The organism is Rahnella sp. R3(2024), assembly GCF_042920125.1.
GTDB classification, from domain to species: Bacteria; Pseudomonadota; Gammaproteobacteria; order Enterobacterales; family Enterobacteriaceae; genus Rahnella; species Rahnella rivi.
Genome location: NZ_JBHGBU010000001.1, coordinates 2,783,917 through 2,800,485, shown reverse-complemented (window position 1 = coordinate 2,800,485; position 16,569 = coordinate 2,783,917). Strand labels below are relative to the sequence as shown.

13 protein-coding genes are annotated in these 16,569 nt (G+C 55.3%); 3 read left to right on the top strand and 10 right to left on the bottom strand.

What is annotated here, in order from left to right:
- The first annotated feature begins 185 nt into the window (after positions 1 to 185).
- The gene (ettA, locus tag ABSH60_RS12650; protein ID WP_072158104.1) at positions 186 to 1,853 is read left to right on the top strand and encodes an energy-dependent translational throttle protein EttA; all 1,668 of its coding nucleotides are present in this window, start codon (positions 186 to 188) and stop codon (positions 1,851 to 1,853) included.
- 64 nt (positions 1,854 to 1,917) lie between these two features.
- Here the strand turns inward: ettA and ABSH60_RS12645 are convergent, their stop codons facing one another.
- The gene (locus tag ABSH60_RS12645) at positions 1,918 to 2,826 is read right to left on the bottom strand and encodes a LysR family transcriptional regulator (protein WP_056776699.1); all 909 of its coding nucleotides are present in this window, start codon (positions 2,824 to 2,826) and stop codon (positions 1,918 to 1,920) included.
- A gap of 108 nt (positions 2,827 to 2,934) precedes the next feature.
- Between ABSH60_RS12645 and ABSH60_RS12640 the strand changes: the two genes are divergently transcribed.
- Positions 2,935 to 3,936: a zinc-binding alcohol dehydrogenase family protein gene (locus ABSH60_RS12640; protein WP_056776696.1), complete on the top strand. Its 1,002-nt coding sequence runs from the start codon at positions 2,935 to 2,937 to the stop codon at positions 3,934 to 3,936.
- An 81-nt stretch (positions 3,937 to 4,017) separates the two neighbouring features.
- On the opposite strand, the gene ABSH60_RS12635 is transcribed toward ABSH60_RS12640, so the two are convergent.
- The 5 genes from ABSH60_RS12635 to serB form a co-directional block, all read right to left on the bottom strand.
- Positions 4,018 to 4,875: a DUF2950 domain-containing protein gene (locus ABSH60_RS12635; protein WP_122094244.1), complete on the bottom strand. Its 858-nt coding sequence runs from the start codon at positions 4,873 to 4,875 to the stop codon at positions 4,018 to 4,020.
- A 16-nt stretch (positions 4,876 to 4,891) separates the two neighbouring features.
- Positions 4,892 to 6,439: a DUF3300 domain-containing protein gene (locus ABSH60_RS12630; protein WP_390974215.1), complete on the bottom strand. Its 1,548-nt coding sequence runs from the start codon at positions 6,437 to 6,439 to the stop codon at positions 4,892 to 4,894.
- 374 nt (positions 6,440 to 6,813) lie between these two features.
- Positions 6,814 to 8,073, bottom strand: coding sequence for a multifunctional transcriptional regulator/nicotinamide-nucleotide adenylyltransferase/ribosylnicotinamide kinase NadR (gene nadR / locus ABSH60_RS12625; RefSeq protein ID WP_056776684.1), 1,260 nt, complete (start codon positions 8,071 to 8,073; stop codon positions 6,814 to 6,816).
- A 72-nt stretch (positions 8,074 to 8,145) separates the two neighbouring features.
- On the bottom strand, positions 8,146 to 9,528 hold the full coding sequence (radA, locus tag ABSH60_RS12620; protein ID WP_056776681.1) for a DNA repair protein RadA: 1,383 nt from the start codon (positions 9,526 to 9,528) through the stop codon (positions 8,146 to 8,148).
- A 100-nt stretch (positions 9,529 to 9,628) separates the two neighbouring features.
- Positions 9,629 to 10,594, bottom strand: coding sequence for a phosphoserine phosphatase (gene serB / locus ABSH60_RS12615; RefSeq protein WP_056776678.1), 966 nt, complete (start codon positions 10,592 to 10,594; stop codon positions 9,629 to 9,631).
- A 144-nt stretch (positions 10,595 to 10,738) separates the two neighbouring features.
- Here serB and ABSH60_RS12610 point away from each other — a divergent pair, with 144 nt between their 5' ends.
- On the top strand, positions 10,739 to 11,530 hold the full coding sequence (locus ABSH60_RS12610; protein WP_056776675.1) for a YtjB family periplasmic protein: 792 nt from the start codon (positions 10,739 to 10,741) through the stop codon (positions 11,528 to 11,530).
- 1 nt (position 11,531) lies between these two features.
- Here the strand turns inward: ABSH60_RS12610 and yjjJ are convergent, their stop codons facing one another.
- From yjjJ to deoA, 4 genes are all read right to left on the bottom strand, one after another.
- A complete protein-coding gene (yjjJ, locus tag ABSH60_RS12605) occupies positions 11,532 to 12,878 on the bottom strand; it encodes a type II toxin-antitoxin system HipA family toxin YjjJ (protein WP_390974212.1) in 1,347 nt (448 codons plus the stop codon).
- 174 nt (positions 12,879 to 13,052) lie between these two features.
- Positions 13,053 to 13,772 (bottom strand): purine-nucleoside phosphorylase, encoded by a 720-nt coding sequence (gene deoD / locus ABSH60_RS12600; RefSeq protein WP_013577098.1) that lies wholly within the window; start codon positions 13,770 to 13,772, stop codon positions 13,053 to 13,055.
- An 80-nt stretch (positions 13,773 to 13,852) separates the two neighbouring features.
- On the bottom strand, positions 13,853 to 15,076 hold the full coding sequence (gene deoB, locus ABSH60_RS12595; protein ID WP_056776667.1) for a phosphopentomutase: 1,224 nt from the start codon (positions 15,074 to 15,076) through the stop codon (positions 13,853 to 13,855).
- 88 nt (positions 15,077 to 15,164) lie between these two features.
- On the bottom strand, positions 15,165 to 16,553 hold the full coding sequence (gene deoA, locus ABSH60_RS12590; RefSeq protein ID WP_205965057.1) for a thymidine phosphorylase: 1,389 nt from the start codon (positions 16,551 to 16,553) through the stop codon (positions 15,165 to 15,167).
- Positions 16,554 to 16,569 lie beyond the last annotated feature (16 nt).

The window sequence follows — 16,569 nt, the reverse complement described above, 5'->3', positions numbered from 1 at the left end:
CTCGTCTTACTGTGAAGCTGATGGTTGGGAACACGACTGAAACACGCTAAACTTGCCGGTCGGAACCCTTACCAGTCATGCCGCAGTCAGGCGGGGCTGGCTTAATTCGCCGCAGCGCCCGTTGGATCAACCTGTTCTGATCCGGCACACACGCACGGCCCGCAGAGAAAGAGGCTCAAAACAACGTGGCTCAATACGTATATTCCATGCATCGCCTCGGCAAAGTTGTTCCGCCGAAGCGTCATATTCTTAAGAACATCTCCCTGAGTTTCTTCCCTGGCGCCAAAATCGGTGTTTTGGGTCTGAACGGTTCAGGTAAATCCACGCTGCTGCGCATCATGGCCGGTATCGATACCGACATCGAAGGTGAAGCACGCCCGCAACCCGACCTGAAAATCGGCTATCTGCCGCAGGAACCGCAGCTGAACATGGAACACACCGTGCGTGAGTCCGTGGAAGAAGCCGTTTCTGAAGTCGTTGGCGCGTTAAAACGCCTTGATGAGGTGTACACGCTGTACGCCGATCCGGAGGCTGATTTCGATAAACTGGCCGCCGAACAGGGTCGTCTGGAAGAGATCATTCAGGCGCATGACGGCCACAACCTGAACAGCCAGCTGGAACGCGCCGCCGATGCGCTGCGTCTGGCCGACTGGGATGCGAAAGTCGCTACCCTGTCCGGGGGTGAACGTCGCCGTGTAGCATTGTGCCGCCTGCTTCTGGAAAAACCAGACATGCTGCTGCTCGACGAACCGACCAACCACCTGGATGCAGAATCCGTGGCCTGGCTGGAACGCTTCCTGCACGACTTCGAAGGCACCGTTGTGGCGATCACGCATGACCGTTACTTCCTCGATAACGTGGCCGGATGGATCCTGGAGCTTGACCGCGGTGAAGGTATTCCGTGGGAAGGTAACTACTCCAGCTGGCTGGAACAGAAAGATGAACGTCTGGCGCAGGAAGCCTCTTCTGAAGCCGCTCGTCGTAAATCTATCGAGAAAGAGCTGGAATGGGTACGTCAGGGCGCGAAAGGCCGTCAGTCTAAGGGCAAGGCCCGTCTGGCACGCTTTGAAGAGCTGAACAGCACCGAATACCAGAAACGTAACGAAACCAACGAACTGTTTATTCCACCGGGTCCGCGCCTGGGCGATAAAGTCGTTGAAGTGAAAAACCTGAGCAAATCGTACGGCGATCGCGTTCTGATCGACGATTTGTCCTTCACCGTGCCGAAAGGCGCGATCGTCGGGATCATCGGTCCGAACGGCGCGGGTAAATCCACGCTGTTCCGCATGATGTCGGGTCAGGAACAACCGAACGGCGGCACGATTGAGCTGGGCGATACCGTGAAACTGGCCTCCGTGGATCAGTTCCGTGATTCCATGGACAACAGCAAAACCGTGTGGGAAGAAGTCTCCGGTGGTCAGGACATCATGCGTATCGGCACCACCGAAATGCCAAGCCGTGCCTACGTGGGCCGCTTCAACTTCAAAGGTGTTGATCAGGGCAAACGCGTCGGCGAACTGTCCGGCGGTGAGCGTGGTCGTCTGCATCTGGCGAAACTGCTGCAGGTTGGCGGTAACATGTTGCTGCTCGATGAACCGACCAACGATCTCGACATTGAAACCCTGCGCGCACTGGAAAACGCCTTGCTGGAGTTCCCGGGCTGCGCCATGGTCATTTCCCATGACCGCTGGTTCCTTGACCGTATCGCGACCCACATCCTCGATTATCAGGATGAAGGTAAAGTCGAATTCTTCGAAGGTAACTTCACCGAATACGAAGAATATAAAAAACGTACGTTGGGTGCTGAAGCGTTAGAGCCGAAGCGCATCAAATACAAGAAAATCATCAAGTAATCTTTTTACTGATGTCTCTGAGGCCCGGAAACGGGCCTTTTTTATGGCATTAATCCTCTGCCCCCTATCCTGCCAGCGCCTCACTGTAACTCTTTGCAAAACCGTATTCTTCCAGCATGAACTCAATAAAACAGGCCAGCGCCGGTGAATTCAGTTTTCGCCCCGGATAGACCAGATACAAATCATTTCCTTCGGCTTCCCACGCCGGCAGCACGCGCACCAGCGTGCCTTCCGCCACTTCGCTGTGACATAAAAACGCCGGCAACAGGGTGATGCCTGCGCCAGCCAGCGCACACTCCCGCGCATACAGCAAATTGTCAGTGGTATGTGCGGAGGGCAGTAACCAGCGGTGATAGGTATCGCCGCGATGCAGCACCCATTCCGACCAGGCGCGGTGGGCGATGCAATGATGCGCTGCCAGCTGCTGCGGCGACTCCAGCGCAGGATGCCGGGCAAGGTACGCCGGAGACGCCAGCAGATAACGCGGACAATGTCCCAGTTCACGGCCAATCAGCGAGGAATCCTGCGGTTTGCCGGTGCGCAGCGCAATGTCGAACCCTTCCTGCACCAGATCGACCATGGCATCGGATACCGACACTTCCAGCGACACATCCGGATAACGTTTCTGGAATTCGACGTTCATGCGCGCCAGCAACGTCGCGCCAAGACCCGCCGGGCTGGTGATGCGCAATCGCCCGCTCGGGTTATCACGCAAACGGCGGATCGCCAGTTCCGCCCTTTCGCTGGCCTGCATCATTTCCTGACAGTGGATCAGATAGCGTTCCCCGGCGAAGGTCAGATTCAGCTGGCGCGTGGTGCGGTTGAGCAACCGCAGGCCGACGGATTTCTCCAGCTGGCTGATGCGCTGGCTGACGCTGGATTTCGGCAAACCGGCACGTTTGGCTGCCTGAGTGAAACTGCCGCATTCCGCCACCAGCGCGAACAGCGCCATATCCTGCAATTGTTTAAACATGATTGTTCACCTGAGACGAACACGTTGTTAGTTATTGTCCATCTTATCAGCTTGCCGCATCAGGGCTAGACTGTCTGTATACCCGAAGCAATAAATGGAGAAATTCTGATGTCCGTAAAAGCAATCGCAGTGAACCCGCAGGATCCGGCCCGTTTCATCGCCGTCGAATTACCCCAACCCGTCGCAAAAGATCACGACCTGCTGGTGGAAGTGAAAGCCGTGTCGATCAATCCGGTCGATACCAAAGTGCATAAGGGCGTGCAAAAAAGCGGTCTGGACGCGCCAAAAGTGCTGGGCTGGGATGCCAGCGGCATTGTGAAAGCCGTCGGCAGCGCGGTGAAAAACATCAACGTCGGTGATGAAGTCTGGTACGCCGGGGACATCACCCGCTCCGGCAGCAACGCGACTGAACAGCTGATCGACTCACGTATTGTTTCCGTCAAACCGAAAAGCCTGAACTGGGCCGAAGCTGCCGCCATGCCTCTGACCGCGCTGACCGCGTGGGAAGCGCTGTTCGAACATCTGAACATTCAGAATGCCTCCGAAGACAAAACGCTGCTGATCATCGGTGGTGCTGGCGGTGTCGGATCGCTGGCGATCCCGTTCGCGTCGCTGCGCAGCAAAGTGAAAGTCATTGCCACCGCCTCGCGTGCCGAATCGGCCAAATGGTGTCTGGATCGCGGTGCGGATCTGACCGTGAATTACAAAGATCTGAAAGGTGAACTGGCGAAACACGGTATCAAACAGGTGGATTTCATTCTTTGCCTGAACGATACCGACGGACACTGGGCGGCGATTTCCGATCTGATCGCGCCGATGGGTCACATCTGTACCATCGTCGAAAATGAACACCCGCTGGACATGAACACGCTGAAGCTGAAAAGCGCCGCCCTGCACTGGGAACTGATGTACACCCGCAGCATGTTCAACACACCGGATATCGCGCAACAGGGCGAAATCCTGAAGCAGGTCGCCGCACTGGTTGATGAAGGGAAAGTGCAGACCACATTGAGCGATACGCTTCACGGGCTGAGCGTTGAGAGTATCGAAGCGGCGCATGCGAAAGTGCTGGATGGACACATGCAGGGGAAAGTGGTCGTCGCGTTTTAAACCGGCCCTTCTGAAATACCAAAAGCCGTCACCTCTGTGACGGCTTTCTTATTTGGGCGCATATTCCCGAAACGCTGGCGGCTATTCTCCGTCGTCGACCTTCTGCCATCGGGCATCGGGATCAAACGCGACTATCGCCCGCGCCGCAGCATCAGTGTCTGCCCCTAAATCCTGCTGATACACTTCGCCCTGCTGATTAATTATAAAACTGGTGATACCGGTATGCCCGTAACTCACCGGCCAGGCGATCAGCGCGAAACCTTTCGTCATCTTGCCATTATCGATATAACTATAAGCCCCGCCGCTGGCGCTGGCACCCTGCGCGGTAAGAATACGGAAATAATAACCATGGTAGTCAGACCCCGGCTGTTCGCCGCCAAAGGCAGGGCCGAGCGGGCTGGGTGCTTCGCCCTCTTTTACCGGCCAGTACAAACCATCGTGCTGCCCGTCCGTGCTGATAAACCGTTGGGCATACTGCCCGGCGCTCTGCTGGAACGCGTGCTGCGCATCGGCATAAGCCGCGACGGCCTGAAGGGTGGAAAGCTCGTTGCGCCCGATGGTCCGCGTTGCAATTTCAGCCGCACCGGCCACCATATCGAAGGACCAGCCCTGAGCCGTTTGCTTTATCGGTATCGGCAACTGCCAGCTTTCCGTGCCGACGTTCAGATGGGCCACATCGCCCTGTTTCACCATCGTATGGCTGACTTTCCAGTCGCGCAGGAATCGGGCGACTTCTTCAGGATCGACATCTTTTTGCGGCAGATAGCGCTGCCAGTCATCACCCAGAAGTTGCTTCAGAGCGGCATCATCGTGTCTGCTCACAGCATCAACCAGTGCCTCAGCAGCCTGCTCCGGCTGCGGAAAAGATTGCTGAGCGAAGACGCAAAGAGGGAGCATCAGAGCACCGGCAGAAATCAGAAGACGGCTACATATTTTCATTACCTTTCCTCAAAAGTTAGCGCCGCTGAAAATGATGGGCTTCCGCACCGGCAGACCGCTCAGGCAGGGAGTCACGCATCTGGTGACGGCTTCTGTCACCGCGCGCCTGTTGTTGTTGCCACGACGGCCCGCGGCTGGAATTCCCGCTGAAGGCTGAACTGCGCGTCATGTCGCCCCCCTGACGCAGATTCCCGCTGCGCTGAGAAAGCTTCTGTTGCCCGGAAAACGACGGATGAGAGGGCGAGTTATGCTGCGGCAACTGGCGGCCGGAAATGTGATGGCTGTCGGAGGTGACACCTTGTCTTGCTGGCGGCACCGAACGGGGTGATGCGTGCGTTTGCCCGGACGTAAACCCCGGACGGCTGTTCATTACCGAAGCCGCCTGCTGACGACGTTGATCCAGCGGCTGATTTTGCACGCCGCCGTTGTTACGCCCCACCGCATTGCCGTCAAAACCACGGTAATTATTACGTTGTGCGGCATTATTTAGCGCACGGTTCTGCGTGGCCCCGCTCAGGTTTGCCGTGCGAGGTGGCACACCATTGTTGAAAGCGGCATTGTGCTGCCAGCCCGCTGTGGCTGGTGAACCCGGATGATTCACCGCATTGTTGTTATTGCCGGATATGCGGTTGTAATTATTAACGTTAACGTTGACGTAATTATTCGGCGAACCGCCATGGTGGCCGTCGTCGTGGTGATCATCATGGTGGTCGTCGTGATGATCGTCATCCCAGTCGATGCTGCCAAAAATGGCATAGGTCGCGGCCACACCCACTCCGAATCCGACCCCGGAAACCACACCGTTCACGAACTGCTGCCCCGGCGGTGGCGGCAGATAGACCGGCGGATAAGCCGGTGTCGGCCATGCGCCATACACCACATTCGGGTTGTAGCTCGGCACGTAAACCACCTGCGGATCAGCAGATTCGATAATGATGGTTTGCTGAGCCGGTGCGCTTTTCACCACGGTAGTGCCGCTGGCTGATGCGGCAGGTTTTACCGTGACTTTCTGCTGCGGCGTGCTTTTCAGCGCCCCGCTCTTTTGCGCCACCTGACGGAATTTCTGCACGGTGTCCATCACGTCGGCCGGTTGCGCCAGAAATGCGTCACCGAGGTTTTGCACCCACGCGGGATCTTCACCCATCAGCGCCAGCAATTGCGGAAACGCCACCAGCGATTTCACACTCGGATCCCAGGGTTCATTCGCCACCTGAGTGACGGCGGCGTCGCCCTGACTTTGCGGATGGTCGCGTGACCATTGCACCGCCTGAATGACGTTGGTGGGATAGGTGGAGGCCATCAAAACCTGTGAAAGCAGGCTGTCAGGATAAAGCGCCACGGGGGCGACCCACTGGTCAAGCTGGGCCTGAGTAAAGGCCGCAGGAGCGGGGGCCGGAACAGCAGCAGTTGCGGGTTGTGCGACAGGAGCAGACGGCGCAGGAACCGTGGTATCGGCCTGACTGCTGACCGGAAGCCAGCCTTGCATAAACATCACGCTGGCAAGCGCAAATGCGCCTGCGCTGCACAATACTGCGATACCCCAGGGCTTGAATGATAAATTCATTCGGATCACCTTAAAAAGCCTCTGCCGGAATGAGAGGCACAATGAATGAGTATAATCGGACAAATAAAACTCAACGGCCGTCACTGTATTTTTATTCATGGAGGGGACTTACGCATAAAATGCGTATTCAATGAGGGCAAAAATGATTTGCGTTCAATCATTTGAATTAACTCAGGATTTACTTTACCCCTGTTACAAATTGAATGATTAAAAAAATAACCCGCTGTAATTAAATGACTTTATTGATAATTATAAAATATATAAATTAACCAAAGCATTCATGAAAAGAATGTTTATAGGAATAAGCGCCATAAAAAATGCCTGTCCGGCAGAACAGGCATTTTCATTTTTCAGGACAAGGGCTGATGAAGGATTCAGGAACCGGCAGGCTGATTTAACCGGCTGGTATCCGCCGCCAGCATGTTCTGTACCAGTTCAATACATTCCAGAAAACGCTGATCATAATCTGACGATTCAACGTGAACGTAATCCACATTGTTTTGTTTCAGCATATCGATAAGCAGATTTTGAAAAGACATACGGTCTGTCGTGCTGCCCAGACTGCGCAGGCCATCGGCGACCCACGGCGTATTATTTTCCAGCAGGATCACCAGATCGAATTTGTATTCGTCCATCAGCGCCTGCACAAACGGGTGTTCGCGGCCTTCGTACTTTACACAAAACGCCTGCGTGGTCAGAAAATCGGTATCAATAAACGCGACCTTGTTGGCATATTTCACCGCGAAATCGATGTACTGCGCCTGGCCGAGCGCGATTTTGTCGTAATCAGAATATTGCAGCGCCATCTCGTCACCACCAAGGTGGGAGAAAACATAGTCGCGGCCATATTCCCAGGCGCTGGTGGTATTGAAGATATTGGCTAACTTATTGACCAGCGTAGATTTTCCACTGGATTCACCGCCCAGCACCGCCACGGTGCGCACGAAGAATGGCTTCACTTCCGTCGGAATATAATCCCAGTAGCGGAACGGATCCTGACGGATCTGGCGGCCACTGATATTCATAAATGAACGTTTCGGGTCGATCAGCACCGTTTCAATACCGAGGTGCTCACGGTACTGCGGCGCATCCCCTTCTTCGCTGGAATAAATGGTATTGGGTTCAATGCCTTTCTGGCTCATGAACTCCTTGATACCGCGCCCCCAGACATCCCAGCCGTGCGGATACGGCTCCATCCCCTCTTCATTAAAGGCATGAATATGAATGTTTTTTTGATATTTGAAGGTCTGAAGCAACCAGCGCAGCCGATCGCTGACCGTCGGTTGCTGAGACATCGAACTGTTCTCAAACAGCTCGCGATCGCGCGGCTCATCAAAGCCCATGATGATGTGCAGTTCGTCGACCTGACTACAGGCTCGCTGGATCAGATAAATATGGCCGGTGTGCAGCGGATAAAACTTGCCGAACACCACGCCGATATTCTTTTCGCGACGGGGAAACTCAAGGTCAAGGAAGCGGTGCAGCGCCTCCAGCTTTTGCGCGCTGGGGCTTTTTATCTTTGCATTCAATAGCTGGCTGAGATAACCCTTGGTCATCCCGCTCGCTTCGGCCACCTGCTGTAAGGTGCGTCCCTGTTGCTTGATGGCGGTTTTAAGATAATCGAACTGAGACATACCCTGTCCTTATGTTTGTTTTACTAAACAAAAAATAGCACAAAGCCGGACAGGATTCACACTCAAAAACCGTTACAAATCGTCGAGGATTGCCAGCGCGTCGGCCAGTTTTTTGACCCCAAACACCTGCATCCCGGCTGGCACTTTTTTCGGCACATTCGCGTGCGGCACAATAGCGCGTTTGAACCCGTGCTTTGCCGCCTCGGTAATGCGTTCCTGGCCGCTCGGCACCGGACGAATTTCTCCCGCCAGGCCGACTTCGCCAAACACCACCAAATCATGCGGCAAAGGACGATCGCGCAGGCTCGACACCAGCGAAAGCAGCAGCGCCAGATCGGCACTGGTTTCAGTCACTTTCACCCCGCCGACCACGTTCACGAAAACGTCCTGATCGGCCATCTGCAAACCGCCGTGACGGTGCAGGACGGCCAGCAAAATGGCCAGACGATTCTGCTCCAGCCCTACCGCCACGCGACGCGGATTGCCCATCATCGAATGATCGACCAGCGCCTGCACTTCCACCAGCAGCGGCCGGGTGCCTTCCCACAGCACCATAACGGAGCTGCCGGAGGTAATTTCATCGCCACGGCTGAGGAAGATCGCCGAAGGGTTACTGACTTCGCGCAGGCCCTGTTCGGTCATGGCAAAAACCCCGAGCTCATTCACCGCACCGAAGCGGTTTTTGTGGCTGCGCAAGGTTCGGAAACGCGAATCCGCATCGCCGTCGAGCAGCACGGAACAGTCGATACAGTGCTCAAGCACTTTCGGGCCAGCCAGTGAGCCGTCTTTGGTTACGTGCCCCACCATCACGATCGCCACCCCACGCGTTTTAGCAAAGCGGGTCAGATACGCCGCCGTTTCACGCACCTGCGCCACGGTGCCGGGCGAAGACTGGATATCCGCCATGTGCATCACCTGAATGGAGTCGATCACCATCAGCTTCGGCTTTTCGACATCCGCAATTTCACAAATTTGCTCGATGCTGGTTTCCGACAGCATGTTCATATTCGCCGTCGGTAAACCCAGGCGGTGCGCGCGCATCGCCACCTGTTGCAGGGATTCCTCACCGGTAACGTACAGGGTTTTCATGTTTTCGCTGAGGTGACACAAAATTTGCAGCAACAGCGTACTTTTACCGGCGCCGGGGTTACCGCCAATCAGAATCGCACTGCCCGGCACTACACCGCCGCCCAGTACGCGGTCGAACTCTTTAAAACCGGTGCTGAAACGCGGAAGTTCGTCGAGGCTGATGTCGGAAAGTTTCTGCACGCGGCTGACGCCCGCATCGCCTGCGTAGCCGGTCAGGCGCTCGTTGCGCGCCACGGTCGGAGAAGCCGCCAAACGGATTTCAGTAATGCTGTTCCAGGCCTGACAGGCACTACACTGCCCTTGCCAGCGCGGATAATCTGCGCCACATTCATTACACACAAATGCACGTTTTGCTGCTTTTGCCACAACTAACCTCTTCAATTAAATAATGAATACTCATCCCGATTCGCTTACCTGAGTAAGATTCGGGTGAGTGATCGCATGCATCCTGAAATATGACGGGTATTCAGGATTGACTGCCGCTGAGAATACACAGCACGCCAAGCAAATCCGCATGACGGATGCACACTGCCGCCTGTTCGTAGACTTTCGGTTTCGCGTGATAGGCAATACCCATGCCCGCGACGGCCATCATTTTCAGATCGTTTGCACCGTCGCCAATGGCAATGGTTTGTTCGTGAGGAATTTCCAGTTTCTCGGCCAGTTTCAGCAGAGTGTCGGCTTTATATTGCGCATCGACAATCGGGCCAATCACGCGGCCTGTCAGCTTACCGTCACGAATTTCCAGCTCGTTCGCCGCCACATCCACCAGGTTCAGGCGGTCACGCAGGTATTCCGCGTAATAGGTAAAACCGCCGGACGCGATGGCTACGTGCCAGCCCGCTTCCTGCAAACGCTGCACCATGACCGTCAGGCCCGGCATCAGCGGCAACGTGTCACGCACCTGTTGCAGAATGCTGGCATCAGCATCCCTGAGCGTGGCGACGCGCTGACGCAGGCTGGCTGAGAAATCCAGCTCGCCGCGCATGGCGCGTTCAGTCACTTCAGACACCTGCTCACCGACGCCCGCCAGTTTGGCAATTTCGTCGATGCATTCAATCTCTATCGCGGTAGAATCCATGTCCATGACCAGCAGCCCCGGCACGCGCAGGTAAGGCACTTTGCCCAGCTGAGTCACATCGAATTCGAAGGATTCCGCCAGTTTCTGCACGTCAGCGGTAAGTGAACCGGCCAGGCGCACCACCTGATAACCTTCCACCGCCCACGCGCTGACAATCACTAAGGCGCGGCCTAACTGACGCTGGAACTGCGTAATGCTGATTTTATCGAGTTTTCTACCGTAGAGGAGCCACCCGGTATGTCCCGCCCGGTAATCCAGCGGCATCACTTCATCACCGCTCAATGAAAGGGGAAGTCCCGGCCATTGGTGGATCTCCGCAGGAAGATCGCAATAGGTCAGACTGTTTGGCATGATTACTCCGGTAGATTATTAAAAAATAAGTGACTAAAACGGTAGAAAAAGGCAGAGATGCCGCCGATAAAACGACGCATCAAGCTACCTTATCGCCAGCGCTTCTGGCAACATTAAACTCATCGAAAAACGCAAGGAAACGGAATGGCAAAGGCCAAACTCAAATTTCGCCTGCACCGCGCTGCTATCGTATTGATTAGCCTGGCGTTGTTAGTCATTCTTATGCAAGGCGCGTCCTATTTCAGCCTCGGGCATCAGCTCGCCCGATCCACGCAGGTCGAGCAACTGGCGCAAACACTGGCCAAACAGGTGGCGTTTTCCCTCGCGCCGCTGATGGACAGCGACAATGATGGCGCGGATATCGCGCAGATTTCCACTATTTTGAGTCAGCTTACCGATGAAAGTCGCATTCTCGACGCCAGCGTTTACGAATCCGACGGCACTCTGGTGGCGCATGCCGGTGAACAGGTACCGGTTCGCGACCGCTTGTCACTGGATGGCAAACGCGCGGGCAGCTACTTCAATCATCAGATTGTGGTGCCGATAGAAGATAAGAACGGGCCGAGCGGCTTTTTACGCATCACGCTGGATACGCACGTGCTGGCGACGGAGTCCAAACAGGTGGATAACACCACCAATCTGCTGCGTCTGATGATGCTCGCCGCGCTGGGTGTCGGCATCATTCTCGCCCGCACGCTGTTGCAGGGCCGCCGTTCGCGCTGGCAACAGTCTCCGTTCCTGCTGACGGCCAGTAAACCGGTGAAAGAAGATGATGAACCGGAAGAAGAAACCCCCGAAGAGTTCGGCCCGCCGCCGACGCTGAACCTCACCGAACCCGACGCCGAGGTGGCCCCGGCCAGACCCGCGACCGAAGCGCAAACCAAAGAAGCCGCACAGGCCGCTTACCGCAGTCTGAAACGCAGCAAACCGAAGTGATTCAGGCCAGCCGCTGAACAGGCCCTGTTAACCCTTCCACCTGCGCCAGCATTTCGCTGGCCAGTTGACGAAACTCAAGACTGATGGCGGCATCGCTTTGCACTTTCCGCCAGAATTCCTGTGCCCATGCCTGCGCATTCAACCACTTCGCTTTCGACACCAGAGGGTCGAGCGTTAATGGCGCGGCTTCACGACGCATAACACCGGCATTTGTCGGCGCAAAAGCCATCGGTAACATGTCATACACCGGCGACATCGTAAGAGATTGTTTTAAAGGGTCAATGGCAGGATCGATAAATGACAGATTTCCCTGATGCATATCGCTGTTGGCAATCAGCTTGCCGAAGGCATAAATTTGCTCAATTTTCTCCAGCGTCGGGGCGGTAATAATCTTGTTCCTGCGTAACTGCTGTGCGGTCGCAAACCAGTTGCTGTTGCCGCCGCCAAATTCTGCCGAAACGGCTTCAAGCGATACCATCCCACAGCGCCCGCGCGCACCTTTGCGGTCAAACCGCTCAACCTCAAGGAAGACCTCGCCGTGTCTTCCGGTAAAGATTTCGGCCGTCGCAGCCGGGATCCCCACGTTTTGCAGTACCTGTAATGCGTGGGCTTCCGCACGCAGCAAATCCCCCCAGCGGCGGGCATTTTCATTGGCTGGTGCAGAGGAGAATTTTACTAAAACCCGGGAGGCTTCCCGATCGGTATGTTCTGCGTAGCAGCTGAATTTAGGCTGCTCGCCACCCGCAGATGAGCCGACCTCCTCTCCGGCCAGACTTCTCTGCGCCAGATTTTCATAGGCCTGAATTTTGTCTTCACAAGAAACGGGAATATCGTCCTGCTTATGAAACCATCTCTGATAAGCAGTTTCTCCGATGACAAAGTTCCCGACCGTTTCATCGCCCGCTCTTGCCAGCGCCACCAGCGTCTGGGATTCGGTCCACTTTTTAATGTCATCAGGAAAATGCAGTGCGGCGTTAATATCACGCCCCCACGCCCGGCCTAAAAAACCCTGGGGCCGCATATCGGTGATAAACCACGGCAGGCCATCAAAAGTGAGCGACTGACCGCTGACCGTCTCCACCGCGTAACTTTCACCCGGCCAGATTGAATACAAGGTGCCGGCATTCACGGCATTCCCGGCCTCATTACTCTGGTACAACGGGAAGCGCCACTGGTTATCCAGCGGACGCGGCAGAATGTAGCGGGTCGAGCGGCTTTGCCCGATTTTGACAATTTCAGGTGTTTTAGTCAGCCGTCTGGAAAGCGTTGACTGATTGATGTGCAGGCGTTCTGTGATCTCTTTCGCCGTCAGACTGCCCTGACGCAGTAAATCCACAAGTTCAGACATGAGCAGCTCAGTAATGAATAGAAAAATGCATAGCTAATAGCATAGATATAAAATGAAAATAAATCGATATATCCTGATGATATAAAGTCAGAGACGCAAAAAATCACCCTAAAACGCATAGCAAAACGGGCACCTTTCGGTGCCCGTTTTTGTTTCTGCAGAGGGGGTCAGTATTTATTCTTTATCGCCCAGCAGAACGGATTCCAGCGCGATTTCGATCATGTCGTTGAAGGTCGTCTGACGTTCAGCGGCAGTGGTCTGTTCGTGCGTACGGATATGGTCGGAAACGGTACAGATGGTCAGCGCTTTTGCACCAAATTCTGCTGCCACGCCGTAGATACCGGCGGCTTCCATTTCCACGCCCAGAATGCCGTATTTTTCCATCACGTCGAACATTTGCGGGTCTGGCGTGTAGAACAGGTCTGCGGAGAAGATGTTACCGACGCGTGCGTTGATGCCTTTGGCTTTCGCAGCATCAGCAGCATTGCGCACCATGTCGTAATCGGCGATAGCCGCGTAGTCATGGTCTTTAAAACGCATACGGTTCACTTTGGAATCGGTACAGGCACCCATGCCGATAACGATGTCACGCAGTTTGATGTCGGCACGCACTGCGCCACAAGAACCCACGCGAATGATTTTCTTCACGCCGAATTCCGTGATCAGCTCTTTGGCATAAATAGAGCAGGAAGGAATGCCCATGCCGTGGCCCATCACGGAGATTTTGCGGCCTTTGTAAGTGCCGGTGAAACCCAACATGCCACGCACGTCGTTCACCTGCTTAACGTCCTGAAGGAAAGTTTCCGCGATGTGCTTGGCGCGCAGCGGATCCCCAGGCATCAGCACTACGTCAGCGAAGTCGCCCATTTCAGCATTAATGTGTGGAGTTGCCATCTTCTTATTCCTTTTCAGCGAGGTGTCATATTCATCATAAAAACGCGGCCGGCATCAGTGCCGGCCGCGTCTGCAAAGTCTTACAGCATGGATTTGCCGTAGTCCATCGGTGACAGATCGAAGTATTTCGCGACCGTCTGACCGATATCCGCGAAGGTTTCACGGTGGCCTAATGAGCCCGGTTTCACTTTCGGGCCGTAGATTAACACCGGAATGTGCTCACGGGTATGATCCGTACCGCGCCAGGTTGGGTCACAACCGTGGTCAGCGGTGAAGATGATGATGTCATCTTCTTTCACCAGCTCAAGCAGTTCCGGCATACGGCGGTCGAACAGTTCCAGTGCGGCGGCGTAGCCCGGCACATCACGACGGTGGCCGTAAGAGGAGTCGAAATCCACGAAGTTAGTGAAGACGATAGTTTTGTCGCCCGCTTCTTTCATCTCTTTGATGGTGGCGTCAAACAGAGCGTCCAGACCGGTGGCTTTCACTTTTTTGGTGATGCCGACCTGCGCATAGATATCGGCGATTTTACCGACAGACACCACATGGCCGTCTTTCTCATCAACCAGTTTTTTCAGAATGGTCGGTGCCGGTGGCTCAACCGCCAGATCGTGACGGTTACCGGTACGCTCAAAGTTACCGGCTTTGTCGCCAATGAACGGACGGGCGATCACGCGGCCAATGTTGTAGCCGCCTTCCGTCAGCTCTTCACGGGCGATTTCGCACAGTTCGTACAGACGATCCAGCCCGAAAGTTTCTTCGTGGCAGGCGATCTGGAATACAGAGTCGGCGGAGGTGTAGAAAATCGGCTTGCCGGTTTTCATGTGCTCTTCACCTAAATCATCCAGCACAACGGTGCCAGAGGAATGGCAGTTACCGAGATAGCCCGGCAGATTGCCACGCTCAACCAGTTTATCCAGCAGTTCCTGCGGGAAGCTGTTGGTGGTGTCGCTGAAATAGCCCCATTCAAACAACACAGGCACACCGGCGATTTCCCAGTGGCCTGACGGGGTGTCTTTACCGGAAGACAGTTCGCTGGCGTAGGCATACGCACCGGTGATTTCGGAATCACCGTCCATGCCGTCAGGAATTTTACCGGTAGATTCTTCAGCCGCTTTCGCCAGCCCCAGACGGGTCAGGTTTGGCAGATGCAGCGGCCCTTTGCGACCCTTGTCCGCTTCACCACGCGCACAGGCAGCCGCGATATGGCCCAGCGTGTCAGAGCCTGTATCGCCAAAGCGTTCGGCATCTTCACTGGCACCGATACCGAATGAGTCTAACACCATGATAAATGTACGTTTCATTTTGCTCTCCTGCGAATGGTTACGCATTGGGTCACGCGGAACTGCCGCGTACCTGATCAGTCTTAAATGGGGGCGATGTGGCCTGAAATCAAGCGTTGCCGCCGATCCGGCGATACACCACCGGCGTAATTTCCGGCGCGCTGTCGCTCAGAACAATGGCGGCACGCACTTCTGCGGCAGCCTGCTGCCAGGCAGCTTCGCTGTTGGCGTGGATCATCGCCAGTGGCTGGCGGGTATCCACCTGCTGGCCGAGCTGCGCCATGTTCGTCAGGCCTACGCTGTAATCGATAGGATCGCTGGCACGGCGACGACCGCCACCCAGTGACACCACGGCCATGCCCAGCGCACGGGTATCCATCGCGCTGACAATCCCGTTGCCCTCGGCGTAAACCGGTTTGCTCAGCGTTGCCTGCGGCAGATAGCGATCGTAATTTTCAATAAAGTCAGCCGGTCCTTTTTGCGCCGCAATCATGCGACCAAAAATCTCTGCCGCTTTGCCGTTATCCAGCACGGCCTGCAGTTTGCTGCGGGCATCGGCGTCATCTTTTGCCAGACCGCCGGACAGCAACATTTCCACGCACAGCGCCATAGTCACTTCAAGCAGACGCGGATTGCGGTATTCGCCGGTCAGGAAGCGCACGGCTTCGCGCACTTCAACGGCGTTACCGGCGCTGGAGGCCAGCACCTGGTTCATGTCCGTCAGCAACGCGGTGGTTTTGCAGCCTGCGCCGTTCGCCACATCGGCAATCGACTGAGCCAAGTCTTCGGACAGCTGATAGGTCGGCATAAATGCGCCGGAACCCACTTTGACGTCCATGACCAGCGCGTCCAGACCTTCAGCCAGTTTTTTGGCGAGGATTGACGCGGTGATAAGCGGTATGGAATCAACGGTCGCGGTGATATCGCGGGTGGCATAGAAGCGTTTATCCGCCGGTGCCAGCGAGCTGGTCTGGCCGATGATGGCTACGCCAACGTCCTGAATAATGCTGCGAAAACGGCTATCGTCCGGGAAAATATCAAAACCCGGAATGGCTTCGAGTTTATCGAGCGTACCGCCGGTATGACCGAGGCCACGGCCTGAAATCATCGGAACATAACCTCCGCACGCCGCCACCATCGGGCCGAGCATCAGGGAAGTCACGTCACCCACGCCACCGGTGGAATGTTTATCCACGATCGGGCCGTTCAGGTTCAGGCTTTTCCAGTTAAGTACGGTACCGGAATCACGCATCGCCATGGTCAGCGACACGCGCTCATTCATGGTCATGTCGTTGAAATAAATAGTCATTGCCAGTGCGGCGATCTGACCTTCTGAAACCTGACTGTCGCGAATACCGTTCACAAAGAAACGAATTTCTTCGTCACTTAAAGGATGGCCATCACGTTTTTTACGAATAATTTCTTGTGCGAGAAACAAGGTATCCCCCTGCCTGAGCTGAACGCCAGAATCTGGACGCTGATTGTGCGGGCGCTGCATGGCAACGCCCCGACAG